Source organism: Azospirillum sp. 11R-A, from assembly GCF_049472615.1.
GTDB classification, from domain to species: domain Bacteria; phylum Pseudomonadota; class Alphaproteobacteria; order Azospirillales; family Azospirillaceae; genus Azospirillum; species Azospirillum palustre.
Window position 1 is genome coordinate 1 of record NZ_JBCEBL010000046.1, and the last position, 16,406, is coordinate 16,406.

The 16,406-nt window shown below is 65.0% G+C and carries 10 protein-coding genes and 1 pseudogene; 5 read left to right on the forward strand and 6 right to left on the reverse strand.

What is annotated here, in order from left to right:
* Positions 1-396, reverse strand: a pseudogene (locus tag VH569_RS33835) (hypothetical protein); the annotation flags it as partial.
* Positions 397-426: 30 nt separating this feature from the next.
* On the opposite strand from VH569_RS33835, the gene VH569_RS33840 reads away from it, so the two are divergent.
* The 3 genes from VH569_RS33840 (at position 427) to VH569_RS33850 (ending at position 4,211) form a co-directional block, all read left to right on the forward strand.
* Positions 427-807, forward strand: a complete 381-nt coding sequence (locus tag VH569_RS33840; protein WP_423321492.1) for a FeoA family protein — start codon at positions 427-429, stop codon at positions 805-807.
* A complete protein-coding gene (gene feoB, locus VH569_RS33845) occupies positions 807-2,912 on the forward strand; it encodes a ferrous iron transport protein B (protein ID WP_423321494.1) in 2,106 nt (701 codons plus the stop codon). Before VH569_RS33840 ends, feoB begins: the two co-directional genes overlap by 1 nt.
* A gap of 324 nt (positions 2,913-3,236) precedes the next feature.
* The gene (locus VH569_RS33850; protein WP_423321496.1) at positions 3,237-4,211 is read left to right on the forward strand and encodes an alpha/beta hydrolase; all 975 of its coding nucleotides are present in this window, start codon (positions 3,237-3,239) and stop codon (positions 4,209-4,211) included.
* A gap of 91 nt (positions 4,212-4,302) precedes the next feature.
* Here VH569_RS33850 and VH569_RS33855 read toward each other — a convergent pair whose 3' ends face one another.
* Genes VH569_RS33855 through VH569_RS33865 form a run of 3 tightly spaced genes read right to left on the reverse strand, consistent with a single transcriptional unit; the run spans position 4,303 to position 8,340 of the window.
* Complete coding sequence (locus VH569_RS33855; protein ID WP_423321498.1) at positions 4,303-5,790, reverse strand: TniQ family protein; 1,488 nt, start codon at positions 5,788-5,790, stop codon at positions 4,303-4,305.
* Positions 5,787-6,662, reverse strand: a complete 876-nt coding sequence (locus tag VH569_RS33860; RefSeq protein WP_423321500.1) for a TniB family NTP-binding protein — start codon at positions 6,660-6,662, stop codon at positions 5,787-5,789. Before VH569_RS33860 ends, VH569_RS33855 begins: the two co-directional genes overlap by 4 nt.
* Complete coding sequence (locus VH569_RS33865) at positions 6,655-8,340, reverse strand: Mu transposase C-terminal domain-containing protein (protein ID WP_423321502.1); 1,686 nt, start codon at positions 8,338-8,340, stop codon at positions 6,655-6,657. Before VH569_RS33865 ends, VH569_RS33860 begins: the two co-directional genes overlap by 8 nt.
* Positions 8,341-8,635: 295 nt before the next feature.
* On the opposite strand from VH569_RS33865, the gene VH569_RS33870 reads away from it, so the two are divergent.
* Positions 8,636-9,793, forward strand: a complete 1,158-nt coding sequence (locus VH569_RS33870) for a tyrosine-type recombinase/integrase (protein WP_423321504.1) — start codon at positions 8,636-8,638, stop codon at positions 9,791-9,793.
* A 57-nt stretch (positions 9,794-9,850) separates the two neighbouring features.
* Here VH569_RS33870 and VH569_RS33875 read toward each other — a convergent pair whose 3' ends face one another.
* Positions 9,851-10,210 (reverse strand): hypothetical protein, encoded by a 360-nt coding sequence (locus VH569_RS33875; protein ID WP_423321506.1) that lies wholly within the window; start codon positions 10,208-10,210, stop codon positions 9,851-9,853.
* A gap of 432 nt (positions 10,211-10,642) precedes the next feature.
* Here VH569_RS33875 and VH569_RS33880 point away from each other — a divergent pair, with 432 nt between their 5' ends.
* Positions 10,643-12,199 (forward strand): hypothetical protein, encoded by a 1,557-nt coding sequence (locus tag VH569_RS33880; protein ID WP_423321508.1) that lies wholly within the window; start codon positions 10,643-10,645, stop codon positions 12,197-12,199.
* Positions 12,200-12,215: 16 nt separating this feature from the next.
* Here VH569_RS33880 and VH569_RS33885 read toward each other — a convergent pair whose 3' ends face one another.
* Positions 12,216-16,241 (reverse strand): hypothetical protein, encoded by a 4,026-nt coding sequence (locus tag VH569_RS33885; protein WP_423321510.1) that lies wholly within the window; start codon positions 16,239-16,241, stop codon positions 12,216-12,218.
* Positions 16,242-16,406 lie beyond the last annotated feature (165 nt).

Genomic DNA, 16,406 nt, shown 5'->3' on the forward strand with positions numbered 1-16,406 from the left:
GGTCAGGCCGGTCCCCAGGCCGACATGGACGGCCAGATAGTCGGCCCCGGTTTCGCCCACCGTGGTGGACATGATCTTGATGATCCAGAAGATGAGCGTGACCTCCGGCACCTTGTTCAGCATACCGGTGCCGGACGCCCGTGCGTCGTGTGTCGCGTGCATTGGATGGCTCCTTCGCGTGTTCGCGGTGATTTCGCGGCTCGAAAGAAGCCTAGGGTCGGCAAGGTTCGGCGGTGGTGGACCCGGTGTTGAAAAATCCCAATGTCGGAAGCGGGCGCCGCCGGGGCTATGCGACTCGAGATGGGAGAACGGAGTGGCGTCTCTTTTCCTTACCGGCAGCTTACGGGAACTATACAAAATCCCAATGTTTGGCCGACGGAGGTGTACGGCTCGCATCTGCTATTGCGGATCATTTGCATTTTCAGGATGCTGCGCCCCGACAGCCCGCACCAAACCGAACGTCAGTGTCGAGACGGCGGACTGCCTGCGCGCGGGATAATCCAGGGGATCGTGTCGACGATGCAAAGATCGGTGTTGCTCCGCCAGCCACTTGGCGGTCTGCGCAGAGGCGTCCGGGCCGAGGTGGCCGGCCTGGATGAGGGAGCGGTCGCAACGACGCTGCCAGCTGGTGAACTGGAGCGGCGGCTCATCGAAATGGGGCTGGTCGAGGGTGCGGTCATTGAAATCCTCTATGAAGGATTTCCTGCCCGCGATCCCATCGCGATCCGTGTCAACGACCACACGATCGCGCTTCGTCGCAGTGAGGCCAACGCCGTGCTCGTCGATATTCATGGAGACCAGCGGTGATGCCCAACGCGATCATTGCGGCCCCGCTGGTTGCCCTTGTCGGGAACCCCAACTGCGGCAAAACCGCTCTGTTCAATGCGCTGACCGGCAGCCGGCAAAAGGTTGCCAACTATCCGGGCGTCACGGTCGAACGGAAGGAGGGCCGCTGTGTTGGCCGCGCCGGGCGACGCCTGCGAGTGCTTGATTTGCCCGGCACCTATTCATTGCGCGCCCGCTCGCCGGACGAGGAGGTGACCCGTGACGTTGTGCTTGGGCGCCGGGACGGTGAAGCCGTTCCGGACATTCTGGTCTGCGTCGTCGATGCCACCAACCTGCGGCTCAACTTGCGCCTTGTCCTGGAGTTGAAGCGGGTCGGTCGCCCGGTGATCCTGGCGTTGAACATGATGGATATGGCCGAGCGGCGCGGCTGCAGTATCGACTTGGGGGCCCTGTCCACGGCGCTCGACATGCCGGTGGTGCCCATGGTGGCAGTGCGCGGGGACGGCGTCCAGGACCTGATCGATCGGATCGATCGCGTTGTCGACAGTGATGTTTCCGCCGGTCTGGAGAAAGGCGCTGTAGGCTGGACCGAGCCGAGTTCGCAGGATCTGCGCGCTTATCACCGCGCCGTCGAAGCCATTCTCGCGCAGGCGGTGCGCACTCCGTCCAGCCCCCATACCGTAACGCGGCGCATCGACGCGGTTTTGCTGCAACCGGTGCTCGGACTCGGCGTTCTCCTATTGATCCTTTTCCTGATGTTCCAGGCGGTCTTCGCATGGGCGAAGCTGCCGATGGACCTGATCGACGCCGGGCTGAGCTGGACGAAGGACGCCGTCGCCTCCGGCATGCCGGCAGGCCCCTTGAACAGTCTTCTGACCGACGGCGTCATCGCCGGTGTCGGCAGTGTCGTCATCTTTCTCCCGCAAATCCTTGTGCTTTTCCTGTTCATTCAGGTTCTGGAGGATTCAGGCTACATGGCACGCGCGGCCTTCCTTCTGGATCGGCTGATGGGCGGCGTCGGTCTGCATGGCCGGGCGTTCATCCCGTTGCTCTCCAGCTTCGCCTGCGCCGTCCCCGGCATCATGGCGACACGGACCATCGAGAACCGGGCAGACCGTTTGGCGACGATCATGATCGCACCACTGATGACCTGTTCGGCACGCCTGCCGGTCTATGCGCTGCTGATCGCCGCCTTCGTTCCAGATCGGCCCGTGTTCGGAGGCATGATCGGTCTGCCGGGCTTGGTGATGTTCATACTGTACGCGGCGGGCATTCTCGCGGCGTTGCTGGTGGCCTTCATTCTGAAACGGACCCTGTTTCAGGGCGCCCGAGAACCCCTGCTGATGGAGTTGCCCGCCTACAGGTTGCCCCGTCCCAGCAACATCGCCCTTGGGCTTGCCGAACGCGCCAAGACCTTCCTGACCCGCGCGGGCACCACGATCTTCCTCCTGATGGTGGTGATATGGTTCCTCGCGAGTTATCCCGGAGCGCCGGAAGGAGCCACCGGCCCAGCGATTCAGCACTCCTTTGCCGGCATGATCGGCCATGCTCTCGAACCGGCGCTCGCTCCCATAGGCTTCAACTGGCAGATCGCCATCGCGCTTGTGCCAGGGATGGCGGCGAGGGAGGTGGCAGTCGGGGTGCTCGGCACCGTCTATGCGCTCAGCGCCACAGGTGATGCGCTGCGGGTTACTCTGGGCGACACTCTGGCAACATCGTGGAGCCTGCCGACCGCGTTGTCATTGCTTGCATGGTACGTCTTCGCCCCCCAATGCCTATCTACCTTGTCAGTGGTACGGCGTGAAACGAACTCCCGGTTCTGGCCTGCCGCGATGTTCACCTACATGCTCGTCTTCGCTTACGCTGCCTCTTTCGTGACCTACCGGCTGACGAGTGCCATTATTGCAGAGCGGTCTGCGGTTGGATTCGGTTTCGTCTGGCAGTCGGTCATCGTCGTTCCCTTGGGGGCTGGTGCCCTCGCCTGGACATTGTGGCGGTATCTGCTTCCAGTAAAAGTGCGGGCACTGATGCACCGTTCTGTGATCGGGGACGATTTGCCGGCTTCCGGTTGTGGCGGTTGTGGGAATTGCGGAGCATCGACGAAACCGGGCACCGGATGTCACTGACATACAATTCGAAAGCGCTCGGCTATGCATTGGCCATATTGGTTTCGAAGATCAAGGTGCTGCAGTCGTTCCGGACGACACCGGCCTCTGACAGCCGGGTAAATGTGGATCTTGAGGTCATGTCCGATGAAGGTCGGCACTGGAAACCGAAGGGGAGGCGTAGGATTGTGAGAGCTGACGTTACCCCACTCTCCCGCGCTTGAGTTCCTGGTTCGTTCCTATATCCCGGACAATCTGGTCACTTTCGTGTAGTGACCCCAATGGGCCTGCATGGCGTTGTTTCTGCTCCTGAACCCTGAGGCGACGAAGGGGCAGGAGGTAAAAATGCGCGGCGACATCATGACAGCCGATTGGCTACACAGTTTTCCTCGAACTGATGATGGCCGGAACGCGCGCCAAACAGCGCTCGGCCCAACCAGCACCGTCGGTGATCTCCTGGTTCATCCCGCCTTCACCGGATTTGCGAAGCGCATCCTGCCGTGGGATGACCGTCCTTACGATGCGAGCTTGCCGCTCAGCAATGTTGGTACGATGCTGCCCTATCATAGCCATGTGGATGCTGGCGTGGTGATCAGCGGGCTGAACCGGATGATCGCCGACGTGTCGAGTGGCAGAACGATATTCTACGACATCTACTCGGAGGCGGAGAAGCGGGCCCAACCGGCTAAAGAGCATACCGGGCTTTTCTTTTTCCGCGGACCACCGGGCGCTCCCTTTGCGCTTATCGCACCCGGCGGTGGGTTCGCCTACGTCGGGTCCGTCCATGAAGGATTCCCATATGCACTCGACATCAACAACCGGGGATACAACGCCTTCGTCCTCAAATATCGCACAGGCCAAGGTGGCAGGGTAGCAACCGAGGACTTGGCAACTGCCGTCTCCTTCGTCGTCCGAAACGCGGCGACGCTGGAGGTCGGCACCGAGGATTATTCCCTCTGGGGCAGTTCGGCCGGCGCGCGGATGGCCGCCTTCATCGGGTCGCATGGTGTTGCTGCCTTCAACGGCGATAACCTACCCAAACCGTCAGCCGTGGTGATGGCCTATACGGCGCATGCTGACACATCATCCAACGAACCTCCCACCTTTGCGGTCGTCGGCGAGCAGGATGGCATCGCCCCTCCATCGTCCATGGAAAGCCGCATCGCTGTCCTTCATCGGTCTGGCACCCCTGTCGAGTTCCACCGCTATCCAAATGTCGGTCACGGCTTTGGGACGGGCCGCGGGACCAGCGCTGATGGTTGGATCATAAACGCCGTCCGGTTTTGGGAGCGACGTATGAACAGCAACGCCAGCAAATAGGAAGAGCACAAATCTGCTGTTGATATCAAGAGATTGCGTTTGTGAAAGCAACATAATTCAATCTCTGCAGATAGGATAATAAGACTGCCGGCTATTGACCTCTCTGCCACGCTCCTTTTTCTAAATGCTTGACGGCTGCTGCGAAGAGCTTGCGGTGAAGAGTTCGTCGGTCCCGTGGGCTGAGTTTGGTTGGCATCGGGCCATGAGCCTCCAGTACAGTCCGGACCGCCTCTACAACATGAACTTCCGGTTTGACGAGGCGAGCCGGTTGTCTGGTTGGAGCTTTGGCATCGGCTGGCTGGCGTTTTGACCGCTTCGGCAGATCGTCCAGAAATCGCTGCAAGCCGGTGTGACGGGCACGGATGCGCTGCTCCCAGACGTCATGCCGCTTTTGAGAAACCTGCGAGGCAGGCCGCGTCTTCGACGCGACATGTCGATAAGTGAACGGGCCGGCATCAGGAAACAAGGAATACCGATGAGGGTGTCTGTCCCGCAAGCACGGTGATAACAGGGATCCGTTCCAAGCACGGTGGTTCCAATGCGCTTCCGCCAAGCGTTCTGGATGGCTGGGATCGTTGTTCCAGGATTTGGTCACGGCGTGAGCCAAGGCCGTAGGACCCTGATCGTCGTTCCACCCCACAGGCGCGGTGGCGTAACGTAAAACCGGCATCGTCAGCATTTCCGCCGGCCAGATTTCCAGCAGGATCTGCATCAGGGCTCGGAACTGCTCCACATCCTGCCCAGTCTTGCGACCCACCGGGTTCGTCGTGCGCAGTCGGGCGAAAAGGTTGGGGAACGGGTCTTCGACGAAATGCCATGCCAGCATCAGCGAGACGGCTAGACTGTTGCGCTCCTCCTCAGGCAGGGGCACCGGCTCGTCGTCTTCGTTTCGGACAAAAGCCCGCAGGATGCGGAACTCGGGTCGCTCGCTCATCAAGCTGACGTCAGTGACCTCGACGTGGAGGAATGTGTTCAGCTGATAGACAAACCGCAGAACGACATCGACAGAGAACGCCGTTGCCAGTCGTGGACCGAAGAACTCCACGAAAGCCAACCGGTCGAACGCGGCGCGGTCGAGAAATGCGATCACCGCCCGAAGCCGGTCGTTAAAGGCCGGCAACGCGTCCTGGACCGTCAGTTCTCCGGGTTTCAGATCTGGAGGATGGCGAGGGCAGATGATCCGCCAGGCCGCTCGCGCGAATAGGAGACGGACTGGACGACCAGCCTGGTCCGACACCTCGTAGGCACAGTCAGCACAAGCCGCGTTGTGGTGCTGACAAGCGTCCTCCAGTTCCGGGTCCAGACCGGCAAAGGTCATGCTCCGCAATCGCTCCGGTGCAATCCCGGTGTCGAGTTGGAGCTGCTCCATCACGCGCGGCAGCGGTCGGAACACCAGATCCCTTTCGATGGCGGCTGTGATCCAGTGGCGTGGAACCCCCAGACGCCCAACATAGTCCGCCATGCTCACCCCATAGAGTTCGGCGATGGCGCTGATCCAGCCGCCCAGAGCTTCCCCGGGGGCCGGCAGTGGCACGACCGGCAGCGTAGGCATGGATGAGAATGGTGTATTGGCGGTCATGCCGGCACCGACAGGCTGACATAGTCGTTAACCATCTCGGCGGTGATCCGCTCCTCGTTCAACCGGATCGCATCGATGCCGAGATCGATGAGTGCTTCAAAGAGCTTTGCCGTGCCGCCATCGCAATGCGTCAGCAATGTCTTGATCGACCGTGCCGTGAGCGTTGAGGGACGGCGCAAGGGCAGGGTGCGGAGGATGCTGCCGACCATCGTCCGGAACTCTTCTCCCGCTCCCCACACCGGCAGTTCGACGAAGCGGAAACGGCGGGTAAGCTGGTGGTCATGCATCAGGGCTTCGCGGGCGTCCTGGATGCCGAAGAGGACAAGCGGGATGCCCAGCACGTTGGTCAGGTGCCGGATCACGGTCAGCATGATCCGCTGCTGCCGAAGCGTTCCCATCAGCATGTTGTGCGCCTCATCGATCAGGATCTGGCGCACCCCCATCAGCCGGTAGAGGGTGACGACCCGGTCCGCCAGGAGCGGGATGTTGGCACGGGATTCGCTGACCGGGGCATCGACGGCCCGGAGCAGGTGGGTGTAGAACCACTTGACGTCACACATCGGCGGCATCTCAAGGCCGACCGTCGCGGTGCGCCGCACCCCGGACTTCTTGTCGAACACCGCCGGGTGGTCGCGCAGGTGCTTGGCCATGATTGTGGACTTGCCCTGACCGGACTGGCCCCAGACCAGCAGGTTGGGCTTGATCGCGCCGCTGGGCTGCTCGAGTTGTTCACGCATCAGATCGAGGACAAACCGGCAGCGCGGGTATTCGGTGAAGCGGCGTGCCTGCATCCTGGCGATGCGCTCCTCTGGAGACAGGGCAATCACCTCCAGAGCCGACGGTCCGAGATGCCGGTAAGCCTCGTCAGTCATCCCATACCTCCGTCTCATAGAACGGCAACTCCAGCGGGGTATCGTCGTCGGAGCTATCGGGCAGGACGTGATACGACCCATCGATCGTGCGTGCGGCGTCGCTTGCCGGCAGGGCAGGTGCCGAACTTGGCCGGACACCCCGCGCCCGTTCCATGCGTGCCCGGCGACTACGGCCGCTGGCCTCCTCAACTACCTTGCGCCGCGCCAGCACCATGTCGAAGATCATGGCCTCGTCGACGCCGGCGCGACCCTGGCGGCGCAGTGCCCGCGTGGCGGCCTTGTGCTCCCACTTGGAAATGGCAGGGCGCCGCAGGTTGCGGTAGGGAACCTCCAGATACTCGCCCGACACGCCACGAATGAAAACCTTGGACAGGTTGGCAGGGTCGTAGTGGACCGTGACCTTGCGTTTATCGTGGAGGAGGGGCGTCAGGGCATCATGCCAGTACGAGATGTTGAACAGGTGGACGCCGTCACGCAGCACCGATCGCTCCTCGAACGGCAGGAAATCCCGGTGAAAGGTCCGTAGGTCGGACGGCATCCGGAAGACCTTGCCCTCCGTATCGGCTGCCCATTTGGCGTTGGGCGATGTGCCGATCCCATCATGAAAGGAGGCGTGGTGCTCCAAGATGATGCTGGCCACCAGCCACTCGATCTCGGCGATGGTGAGGCAGGCATTCCCAGCGGCGTCGTAGATGCCGCGCTCCTTGACGCTGGAGAAGGTGGTGCCGGGCAGCAGGTGGAGTTCCTGGCTCAGGTGACCAATGCGGCGCTCGACATGCCCACCCATGTGCGGCGTGCCCGGCGGCCGGTACCGCACCTCGATGCCATAATCCTCACAGGCCCGGGTGAAGGCCCTGGAGTGGAATTCCTTGCCGTTGTCGGTGTGGACGACTTCGCATAGGCCTGCGACCGGCCACCTGGGTGGCAATCCCCGAGCCGCCAGCCACTCGCTCTTGTCCATTACGGCGTGGGCGATGCAGGCGGCGACACTAGTCGCCGAGGGTGGATCGAAGGTCAGGTGGAAGCCGCAATACATGCGGGTCCGCACATCTACCGCCAGGGTGATGAAGGGACGGCCGATCACCTCCAGGCTATCCGGCTCGACGGCCATAAGGTCGGCCGGGGTATGGTCGATCTGGACGATCTCCAGAGCCCGCTCGGCTTCCAGCGAGCCCCGGATCGGGTTGAATTCGTCACGTGCCTTCTTGCGGCCGTGGCGGCGCTTGGTCTGTTCCCGCTTACTGATCGCCGACAGCCGCATGTCCACAGTCTGGCTGGCCGGCTTGGTCAAACCCTCCGCCGTGCACCGGGCGTGGATGCCTTTCATCAGCAGTGATTTCTTCGGTTTGAGGAGGGTCAGGTAATTCGTCCTGATCTCCTCCTCGATGATCGCCTCAACTCTGTTGTCGAGGCGTCTTGCGCCACCTGTGGGGCCAGGTGCCTTCGGTAGCAGGGAGCGGGTCCGGGGGTCGGCTTCGTAGGCTTTCAGCAATCGGTAGAGTTGGCTGGGGCTGAGCCCCAGCTCGTTGGCCGCTGCCCCCATGGCCTCCGCGCGGGCGCCATAGGTGGGAGGCTTTTGCACCAGTTCACGAACAACGGGTTCGCGCTCTCGGGCAACAGCCCAGTCCTCATCCGAGACGGTTGTCAGCCCCTGGGAGCTGTGGGGATGCCGCGGCACTTTTCGCCCGATCCACTCTCTGCTTTTCGCAGCATCTTCTCTGCTTTTCGCATCAAATGGATGACGGGTATGCGAAGAATCCCTTACATTTACTCACTGAGATTTCGCATGAACTACTTTGCACCGACAAAATCCTTGGCTTTGCCGGCGTCGGCCCCTGCCGCCGGCCGCGGCCGGCCAGGACGCTGCGGCGTTGGCGCCGATGCTGGCGGATTGTGTCCGACAAGCGCGGTTGTCGGTCTTGAAAAAAGAGTGAGAAGCGCCGTATCCTCACTCAAAAGGAGAAGCCAACCGAATGCCGCTCAGCCCGCCCGCCGATGACCACGCCGCCGACCGCGCGGCCGAGCTCGTCCGCTCCGTCGCCGTGAAAACCGCCGACGACGACACCGGCGTGGTGATCACCTCCAGGATCCTCGACGACCTCCTCCTGCCCGGCAAGCACACGTCCGAGCAGATCGTCGAGATCACCCGCCTCGCCAAGGCCGCGGCGCGCACCGTCGCCGCCCGCTACAGCCCCAACACCGAACGCGCCTACCGCGCCGCCTGGGCCGCCTACCGGACCTGGGCCGCCAGCCTCGGCTTCGCGCCGCTCGGCGCCGACCCGCGGGTCGTCGGCATGTACCTCGCCAAGGCCTCCGAACGCCTGGCGCTCCCCACCCTCAAGGTCCACCTCTCCGCCATCCTGCTCGCCCACCGCCTCGCCGGCCGCTCGCTCGACGCCAAACACCCCCTGATCGCCGACCAGCTCGCCGGCGTCGCCGCCCTGCAGGCCCGGCGCAAGGTCAAACAGGCCGCTCCCATCCTGCCGGATCTGCTGCGCCGGCTCGTCGCCGCCCAGCCCGACAGCGCCGCCGGCCGGCGCAACGCCCTGCTGCTGCTGCTCGGCTTCGGCGCCGCCACCCGGCGCAGCGAACTGGTCGGGCTGGACGTCGGCGATGTGGTCGTCGTGCCGGAGCGGGGGTTGGAGGTCACCATCCGCGGCGGCAAGACCAAGCGCGGCCGCACCGCGGCCATCTGGGCCGCGGACGATCCGGCCATGTGCCCGGTCGAGGCGCTGCGCCACTGGCGCGCCGTCTACAGCGTGGAGGACGCCGACGCGCCGCTGTTCGTGGCGATCACCAAGGGTGGGGCGTTCGGCGGCCGGCTCTCCGACCGCAGCGTGGACCGGGTGGTGCGCGAGACCAGCCAGGCCATCGGCGAAACCGACGCGGATCTGATCCGCTGGGCCCAGGGGCCGGAGGTGGCGCAACGCCTGGGCAGCCGCTTCTCCGCCCACTCCTTGCGCAGCGGCTTCGCCACCGCCGCCGCCGAGGAGGAGGCGAGCCTGAAGAAAATCATGGAGCAAACCGGGCACCAGAGCAGCGACGTTGCGCTGAAGTACATCCGCCACGCCGACCGCTGGCGCGATAACCCCACCGAGCGCTTGTTCCGCCGCAAGCCGGACGCGGACTGACGGCGCACAGCGGTGGGGATAGGGCCCCGCTGGAGCGGGTTGGGCCCTGTCTCGCTGCTACGCCATCTCGTAGGCGCCCACGTACAGATAGCCCTGGCTGCCCATGGCCGAGGCCATCGCGCGCAGACGCGGGTTGACCGGATGCTCCAAGGTGTACCGCTGGCCGCCGTTGGGGTTGATCCAGCTCTGGCCGCACAGGGTCTTCAGCCAAGCGGTCACCTCGTTGTCCAGGAACGCCTGGAAGTCGGGGCTGAACGGGGCGTCGGCCGGGAAGAACGACTTGCGGTCGGGAAAGAACTCCAGCGCCTGGCGGCCGTAGCGGCTCTCCAGGATGGCGCGCGCGCCAAAAGCGCCGCGGATCGGCGTGTCGGTCGGCGGGGGCTCGCCGAACCAGTGGTCCTTCGGGGCAAAGTTCATGGCATCTCCTAGGGTCGGCCGGGGGTTGGGGCCGGCGTCGCGCTGGGATATGGCTCGGTCTTGGGCCGGGGAAGGCCCTTCGGGAAACTTTCTGCAAATGCGTTCGGTTTCGCGCGCCGGGCTGGGGTAGCAGGTCCCATCCAGGGCATGGAGGGCGTTGTTCGCGATCGCGATCGTACGCCACCAGTCCGCATCGGTGCCGCCGGTGCCGCCAATCAGAGGGATCTATCAGCGGGAGCAGTCCGCGGCATCGGCACTGGGACGCTAGGGTGAAGATCGGGACCGCTCACGCGCCCAGGACCCATATGCGGCGCCGCGCCTGGGGGTACATCGGTCCGCGGATGGTATATCCGTTATTGGCGAGCACATATCGACTCTGCAACCATTGCCGGGTAAAGTGCGCCGCGGTTTCCCGATGGACGACAAAACACGATGACTAACATAAACGTGATCGAGTGTGATCCGGTGGCGCACGGGACTACGCACCCCATTACCTCGGTTGCCGAGCACGCAGTTTTCCTGTTGTACCCGTTCCAGTGCCGCAAACGGGATTGGCCGGTGACACCAGCCGCCACACTCGGCTCCCTGGCGGGAGCAGGATGGCTCCCTGCAGTCGGTGAGTGCCTGCGGGAAACCGAGAGCCGGCCGCTTTGGCTGCGCAAGAACTGGCCGCTCGGCGATCTCTACCACAAGGCCAGCCAGCAGCTGGGCGCGGGAGACGAACCGGACGGCGTCTGGACCCTCGACTCCCAGCGGCACGTCCAGCAATGGCTGAGCGGTCCATCGGGATCGACGCTGGTTCTGCAACTGCCGCTGTCTGTGGCCGCACAGGGACGGCTGCAGCGTTGTGGCCTGCAACCGACCGATGCGTTGTCGATAACATTCGGCAGTGTTCGCCTCGTGCCCTTCCGCACCGGACAGGGACTGCTGATCGTCGAGATCCGTCTGGCGGGCGGGCAGGAGCTTCCGGCGCCTCTGCTGGTCGAAGCGATCACCGCGCTGTGTCACGACCGCGGCCTGCGCTGGCGGCTGAAGGACGGCAAGGAGGTATCCACGCGCGCCGGCAATCCTACCTTCCGCCTTGCCGAGCAGCTGACCGACTTGATCGGTGACGTCGCTGCCGAACCGCTCCAGGGTCGGCGCCTGTTCAGCTACACGTATGCGGCGTTCGACCAGCGGCTTGCCGCCACCGAGCGGCATATGTTGCTGGCGCGGCTTGCCCGCAAGTTCACCGACGATTACCGGCTGGCCGATCCACGTGCAGGGCTGCACGAGGTGCGGGTCTTCGACACGGTGACCCATGCCGCTTCTGTGGAGGGATGCATCACGCTCGTCGAACGCATCCCCGCCGAGGGGGCGAAGGAGCTCCCCAGCTTCCTGTCGACTTTCCGCAGCGAGGCTCTCGAACGGCGTTACCTGCCGATCGCCGCAATCAATCTGCACGCCCGCGAGGCACTGCTGGCACTCACCCACAGCAGCGGCTTCTGGCCGAACATGGCACAACCCGCCACCAAGGACGTTGAGCGTCTGCACCGGCTGCGCGAGGACATCCTGGCCTTCCGGTTGGGCTGCCGCCTGTCGCGCGTCAGCCCGATCGGCATGCACAACGCCTTCCACGAGGCCCTGGGTAACGCCTTCGGCCTGGAGCCCCTGCTCGCTGATGTGAACCAGGATGCCCTGGAGATCGGCGCCTACTTGGAGGAGCGTGCTGCAAGCATTGCTGCGAATGCGGCGCAGCGGAACGCCCGCCCTTGGCGATGGATCCCACGCTTGGTGTCCGCCGCGTTGGTCGTCATCACGCTGGTGACCTTTGGCAAGCTGCTGCTCGAGGCGCTCCATTTCGATCATACGGAGTGGGCCCGCTGGGTGCTGCTGGTGGTGAGCTCCGCAGCGGGCCTCGTCACCTTCTGGAAGGGCGATCTCGACGCCCATACGGCGAAGCACGCCGCCGGAGACAACGTGCTGCACCAGAACCTCGGGGGACACTGACCGGCTTCAGGCCGGATCAGGTCTGGCGGGAAAACCAGTAGCCGAGGATCGGCCGGATCGAGTCGGCGCGGGGAACGGCGGCAAAGCCGTCGGGGATGTCCTCGCCGAACCGGATCACCGCACCGTTCCCCTGGATACCCAGATTGTCCAGCACCCAGACGCGCCCCTTCGCGTCCAGCGGCTTTTCGCCCAGCCGCTTGACGAGGCGTCGGCCGCCTTCCAGGCGAACGGCCACCGGGCTGCCGGCCAGCGCAGATACGCCGGCGGGATCGCCCACTCTGGCACCGACCAGGACGCTGTCGCCCTTGTGCAGCAGCGGTTCGGCGCTGTCGCCCTGGTCGATCACTACCGTCCCCTCGACGTCGGCGAAGCGCGGACACGCGTCCAGCGGCTCCAGCGCCTTTCCAGCGTTGGCACGGGCACCGCGGGATAGGATGCCGACGACCGGGTGGCATTCGTTGACGTCGGTGTCGAACTCGCGAGCGTATCCGGTGTCGTGATCGCCGACGAGGATTACGGTCCCCGGCCGCCCCTGCACCGGCTTCAGCCAGCCGGCCTCTGCCTGTTTGCGCGCTCCGTCCCACACCAGCGCAAGTCCTCCGGACGCCAAGGCCTTGCAGTCGACGATCAGCACGTCACCGGCCTGAAACAGCCGCGGCATCCAAGTGAGCGCCTTGCCGACCCCGAACAGCTGATGCTGCCCATTGACGAGCGACACCCCGATGTCGGAGCCGACACCATCGCCGTCGTCGACCTCGGCGCCGCCCTCGGCGGCGGCGCGGCCGATTTGGTACAGCCTCAGCGGCCGGCAGGGCCGCTCCGGGAACGGCACGATGTCGGCATCCGGCGCGGCAGGGGCGAGCTGGAGTGACAGCGGTCCCTGGGACAGCGCCTCGTCGAGCACGCCGCGGCATTGCTCGAAACTGTGCAGAAGGGGATCGAGGTACTTGCCCACTTGCTTGGCATGCGTATGGCCGAGGTCCTCGGCGGGGTAGTGGTGAGCCCAGCGGACGGCTTCGCTGAAGACCTGATCCTTCAGCGCCTGATGCTTCATGAGCGCCGAGAACGCAGGGTTGGAGTACGGGCCGCCGCGCCCGATCAGTCTTTGCAGCTTGAGCATCAGCGGCTGCATGGTCTCGCTGCCAGCGACGACGGCGGGGCTCGGCCAGATCAGGTCCCGCAACCCCTGCTCGATCATGATGCGCGCCTCGTCGCAGAAGGCGCGGATGCGAGTGGGATCATGATCGCTGCGCTGCCAGTCTTCGTGGACCAACTCGATGTGCAGCTGGTGACGGCGGATGCGTGCGCACCCTTCGCCCGTGGAGCGGGGCAGGATCTGAAGGAACTCGACTCCCTTACCCTTCGCCTGCCGGAACAGGCTGCCGGCGAAGTGCTGGTCGTAGGTGGTGATGAGCGGCCGGAAGTCGTGCTCGGGCAGGGTGCCCAGGGCTCTGGCGACGCGGCGCTGGTTGTGTTCGTCGAACAGCGTCTGCGGGTCGTCGAGCAGCAGGAGCGACACGCCGCCGTCGTCGTCCCGGATGCGCTTGATCAGCGCGAGGGTGAAGGCGAACAGGTGGGTGCGCAGGCCCGAGCTGTTGACCAGATCCCGGCCGTCGCCGGTGACGCCGTCGCGCCGGACCTGCACCCGCATGCCTTCGCCATCGAGACGCGTTCCCGCCAGGACCGGCGCCGTGGCATTGACCGGAAGGTACAGTCGCTCGGTCCAGGCCTGGGTCTGCGCGTCGAGTTCGTCGACGAGTGTCGTCACCTGGGTTTCGATCCGCTCGCCGAAATCCACCAGTTCGCGAACCGCCGGCACCGCGGTGGCAGCACGGGCGATCCAGGCCCGCTGCGTACCCCACTCCGTTCTGTGGTTCCGCAGCGTCTTCAGCGTCCGCCGCGCGCTGTCTACCGGCCCGTCCTCTCCCAGGGCCTTGTCGAGCGCATCGAAACGGGTAGGCAGGTAGCCCACCTGCTGCCCCTCGCCGACCCCGCTGCCGAACAAGGCGGTGCGGATCCCGTCCAGCTGCGCGCCGGCCTCCAGGCACCAGGCGGCATCTGCCAGCGTGGCGAGGATCTGACGGATCGTCTTGCCGAGCGCTCCGTCCCGCAATGACTCTGGCAGCTCCACAGTGTCGGACGTCCCGGCTTCCGGCAGGCCGGCGGCCAAGCGGACGAACTCCGCCGCCAGATCCGCCTGCAAAGGCACAAGGTCGCCGGACAGGTGCGCCTGCGCAGACTTCGTGCAGCCGCGGCGCAATGCCTCCCAGGGTCGGACATGGACGTCCAGCGCAGCGCCCAGTACCGGTGCAAGGCCGGCCCGGAGTCTGTTCGCGAGCACTCTGCCGCAGGTCTCCGCATCCAGGTGACCGGCCGCCGTGTCGTGCTCCGCCCGCGCCAACGCATCCCGGACCGGCAGGCCGAGCGTTTCGTCGGTCCTGCCGTCGAGGTCAGCCCGGCACACCGGGCAGGCGCAGGGCGGCCAGCCGTCCTTGGAGGGATTGGCTTGGCGCCATTCTTCGATGACCACGTACAGGCGGCGACGGGCCGCCTCGTCAGGGCGCGTCGCCAAGTCGGCGAAGGCAACGGCATCCAGCACGGCCTCGGCGACGAGCGCGCGGGCGGCTTCGATCATGGATGCGTCGACGGCGCTCAACGTCTTCAGCGCCTTGAAGTCCGCCCAGGCCTCAATCGCCCCGGGCGCGAGCGCCGTCCGCGCCGCCTGCACCGCCTTCCTGAGCGCGGACAGATCGGCCTCGGCGACATCCAGGCCGGTGGCGGTGCGGATGATGGCCCGCAACTCGGCATCCCGGCGGTTCAATTCGGCATCCAGCGCCGCCAGTGCGCTATCGCAGGCCTTTCCCTCGTCGGCATCGTCCGGTACCGGTGGAAGCGCGTCGGCCGGCAGCGGCGTGCCGAGGCTGAAGTAGCCCGGCAGTTTGGCCGCTTCCTCCGTGAATGCGGTGACGGTCCTGGCCATCTCCTTGCGCGCGGCGTCTGGAATGGCTTTCTCCAGCCGCGGCAACACCGAACGCTGGCAGCGCCGGCCCAGGTTCTCGAAGGGCTGCAGGCCGGTGAGGACCTTTACCGCGTCCACCAGGGCGTTGGGCCCGTCAAGGCGCAGGAAGGGCAGGCGCGCCATCATCAGCCCGATTGCCTCCAGCGAAGCCGCCGACACGCCCAACGCCTGCGCAACGGACTCGACTGCCTGCACGGAATCCGTGTCGGGATCGATGCGCTCGACGCGCGGGACGTAGGTTCCCCGCTGCGGGACGAGGCGGCGGCGGATGCGGCACCGCGCGGTGCCGTCGCGGCGCACCAAATTGAGCGTGACTGCGGTGGCGACGAGCGGCGCCTTGTCGCCAAGCCATTGCAGTTCCTGGCGTCCGGGGACCGGGACGATCACGGGCAGGCCGATGGTTCGTTCGGCGGCGTCACCGTTTTCCCCGTCGGGCGATCCGCCTGTCGGGGTGTCCGGTTCGACGGCATAGTCGTTGACCTTGGGTTCACAGGGTTCGGCCAGCGAACGCGGGATCTTTCCGGTCAGGCACCACGCCACCGCCCGCGCGAGCTGGCTCTTGCCCACGCCGTTGCGGCCCTGGAGAAGCGTGCGCGGTTCCTTGAGCGGCAACGCGATGGCAGGAGGCGGGTTGCCCTCCTCTACACAATGCGCGTGCAGCCCACCGAACTGCTCGATCTCCAGCGCCACGACGTCCCACAGCGCCGCCTCCGACCGTCCGGCCTCCGGCATCGGGACATCCGGCAGGTCCGCTTCGAGCGCGGCGATCAGCTCCTCGCCTTCACTTGGGCGCAGATTCCGGACTTGGTTCTTCCACAGGTCCAGACGCTTGGCATCGAAATAGAAGTGCAGGGCCTTGCGCGCTGCTTCCCCCAGCGTGACAGTGTGCCTGCCGGAGAGTTCCAGGCAGCCTCCGGCGACGAGCACCTGGACCGCTTGGTCGAACGTCAGGCCTGCCAATGCGTAGCTGCGAACACGGGGAGATTGATCCTCTCTCGCAGAAACCTCGCGCAGGTCATCCAACGGAGGCTCTCCCTTCCAAGCTGTACCTTAGCCGTGTGTTATCAGCACGCGGGTCGGGCAGCAAGAGCAACATGGCAGGCGCAAGCGTGCATGTGGCACAGAACCTGCTCTTATAGAAAAATCGGATCTTCGTCCTGCCTCAGTCGCGCGGCGAGTTCTTGCAGG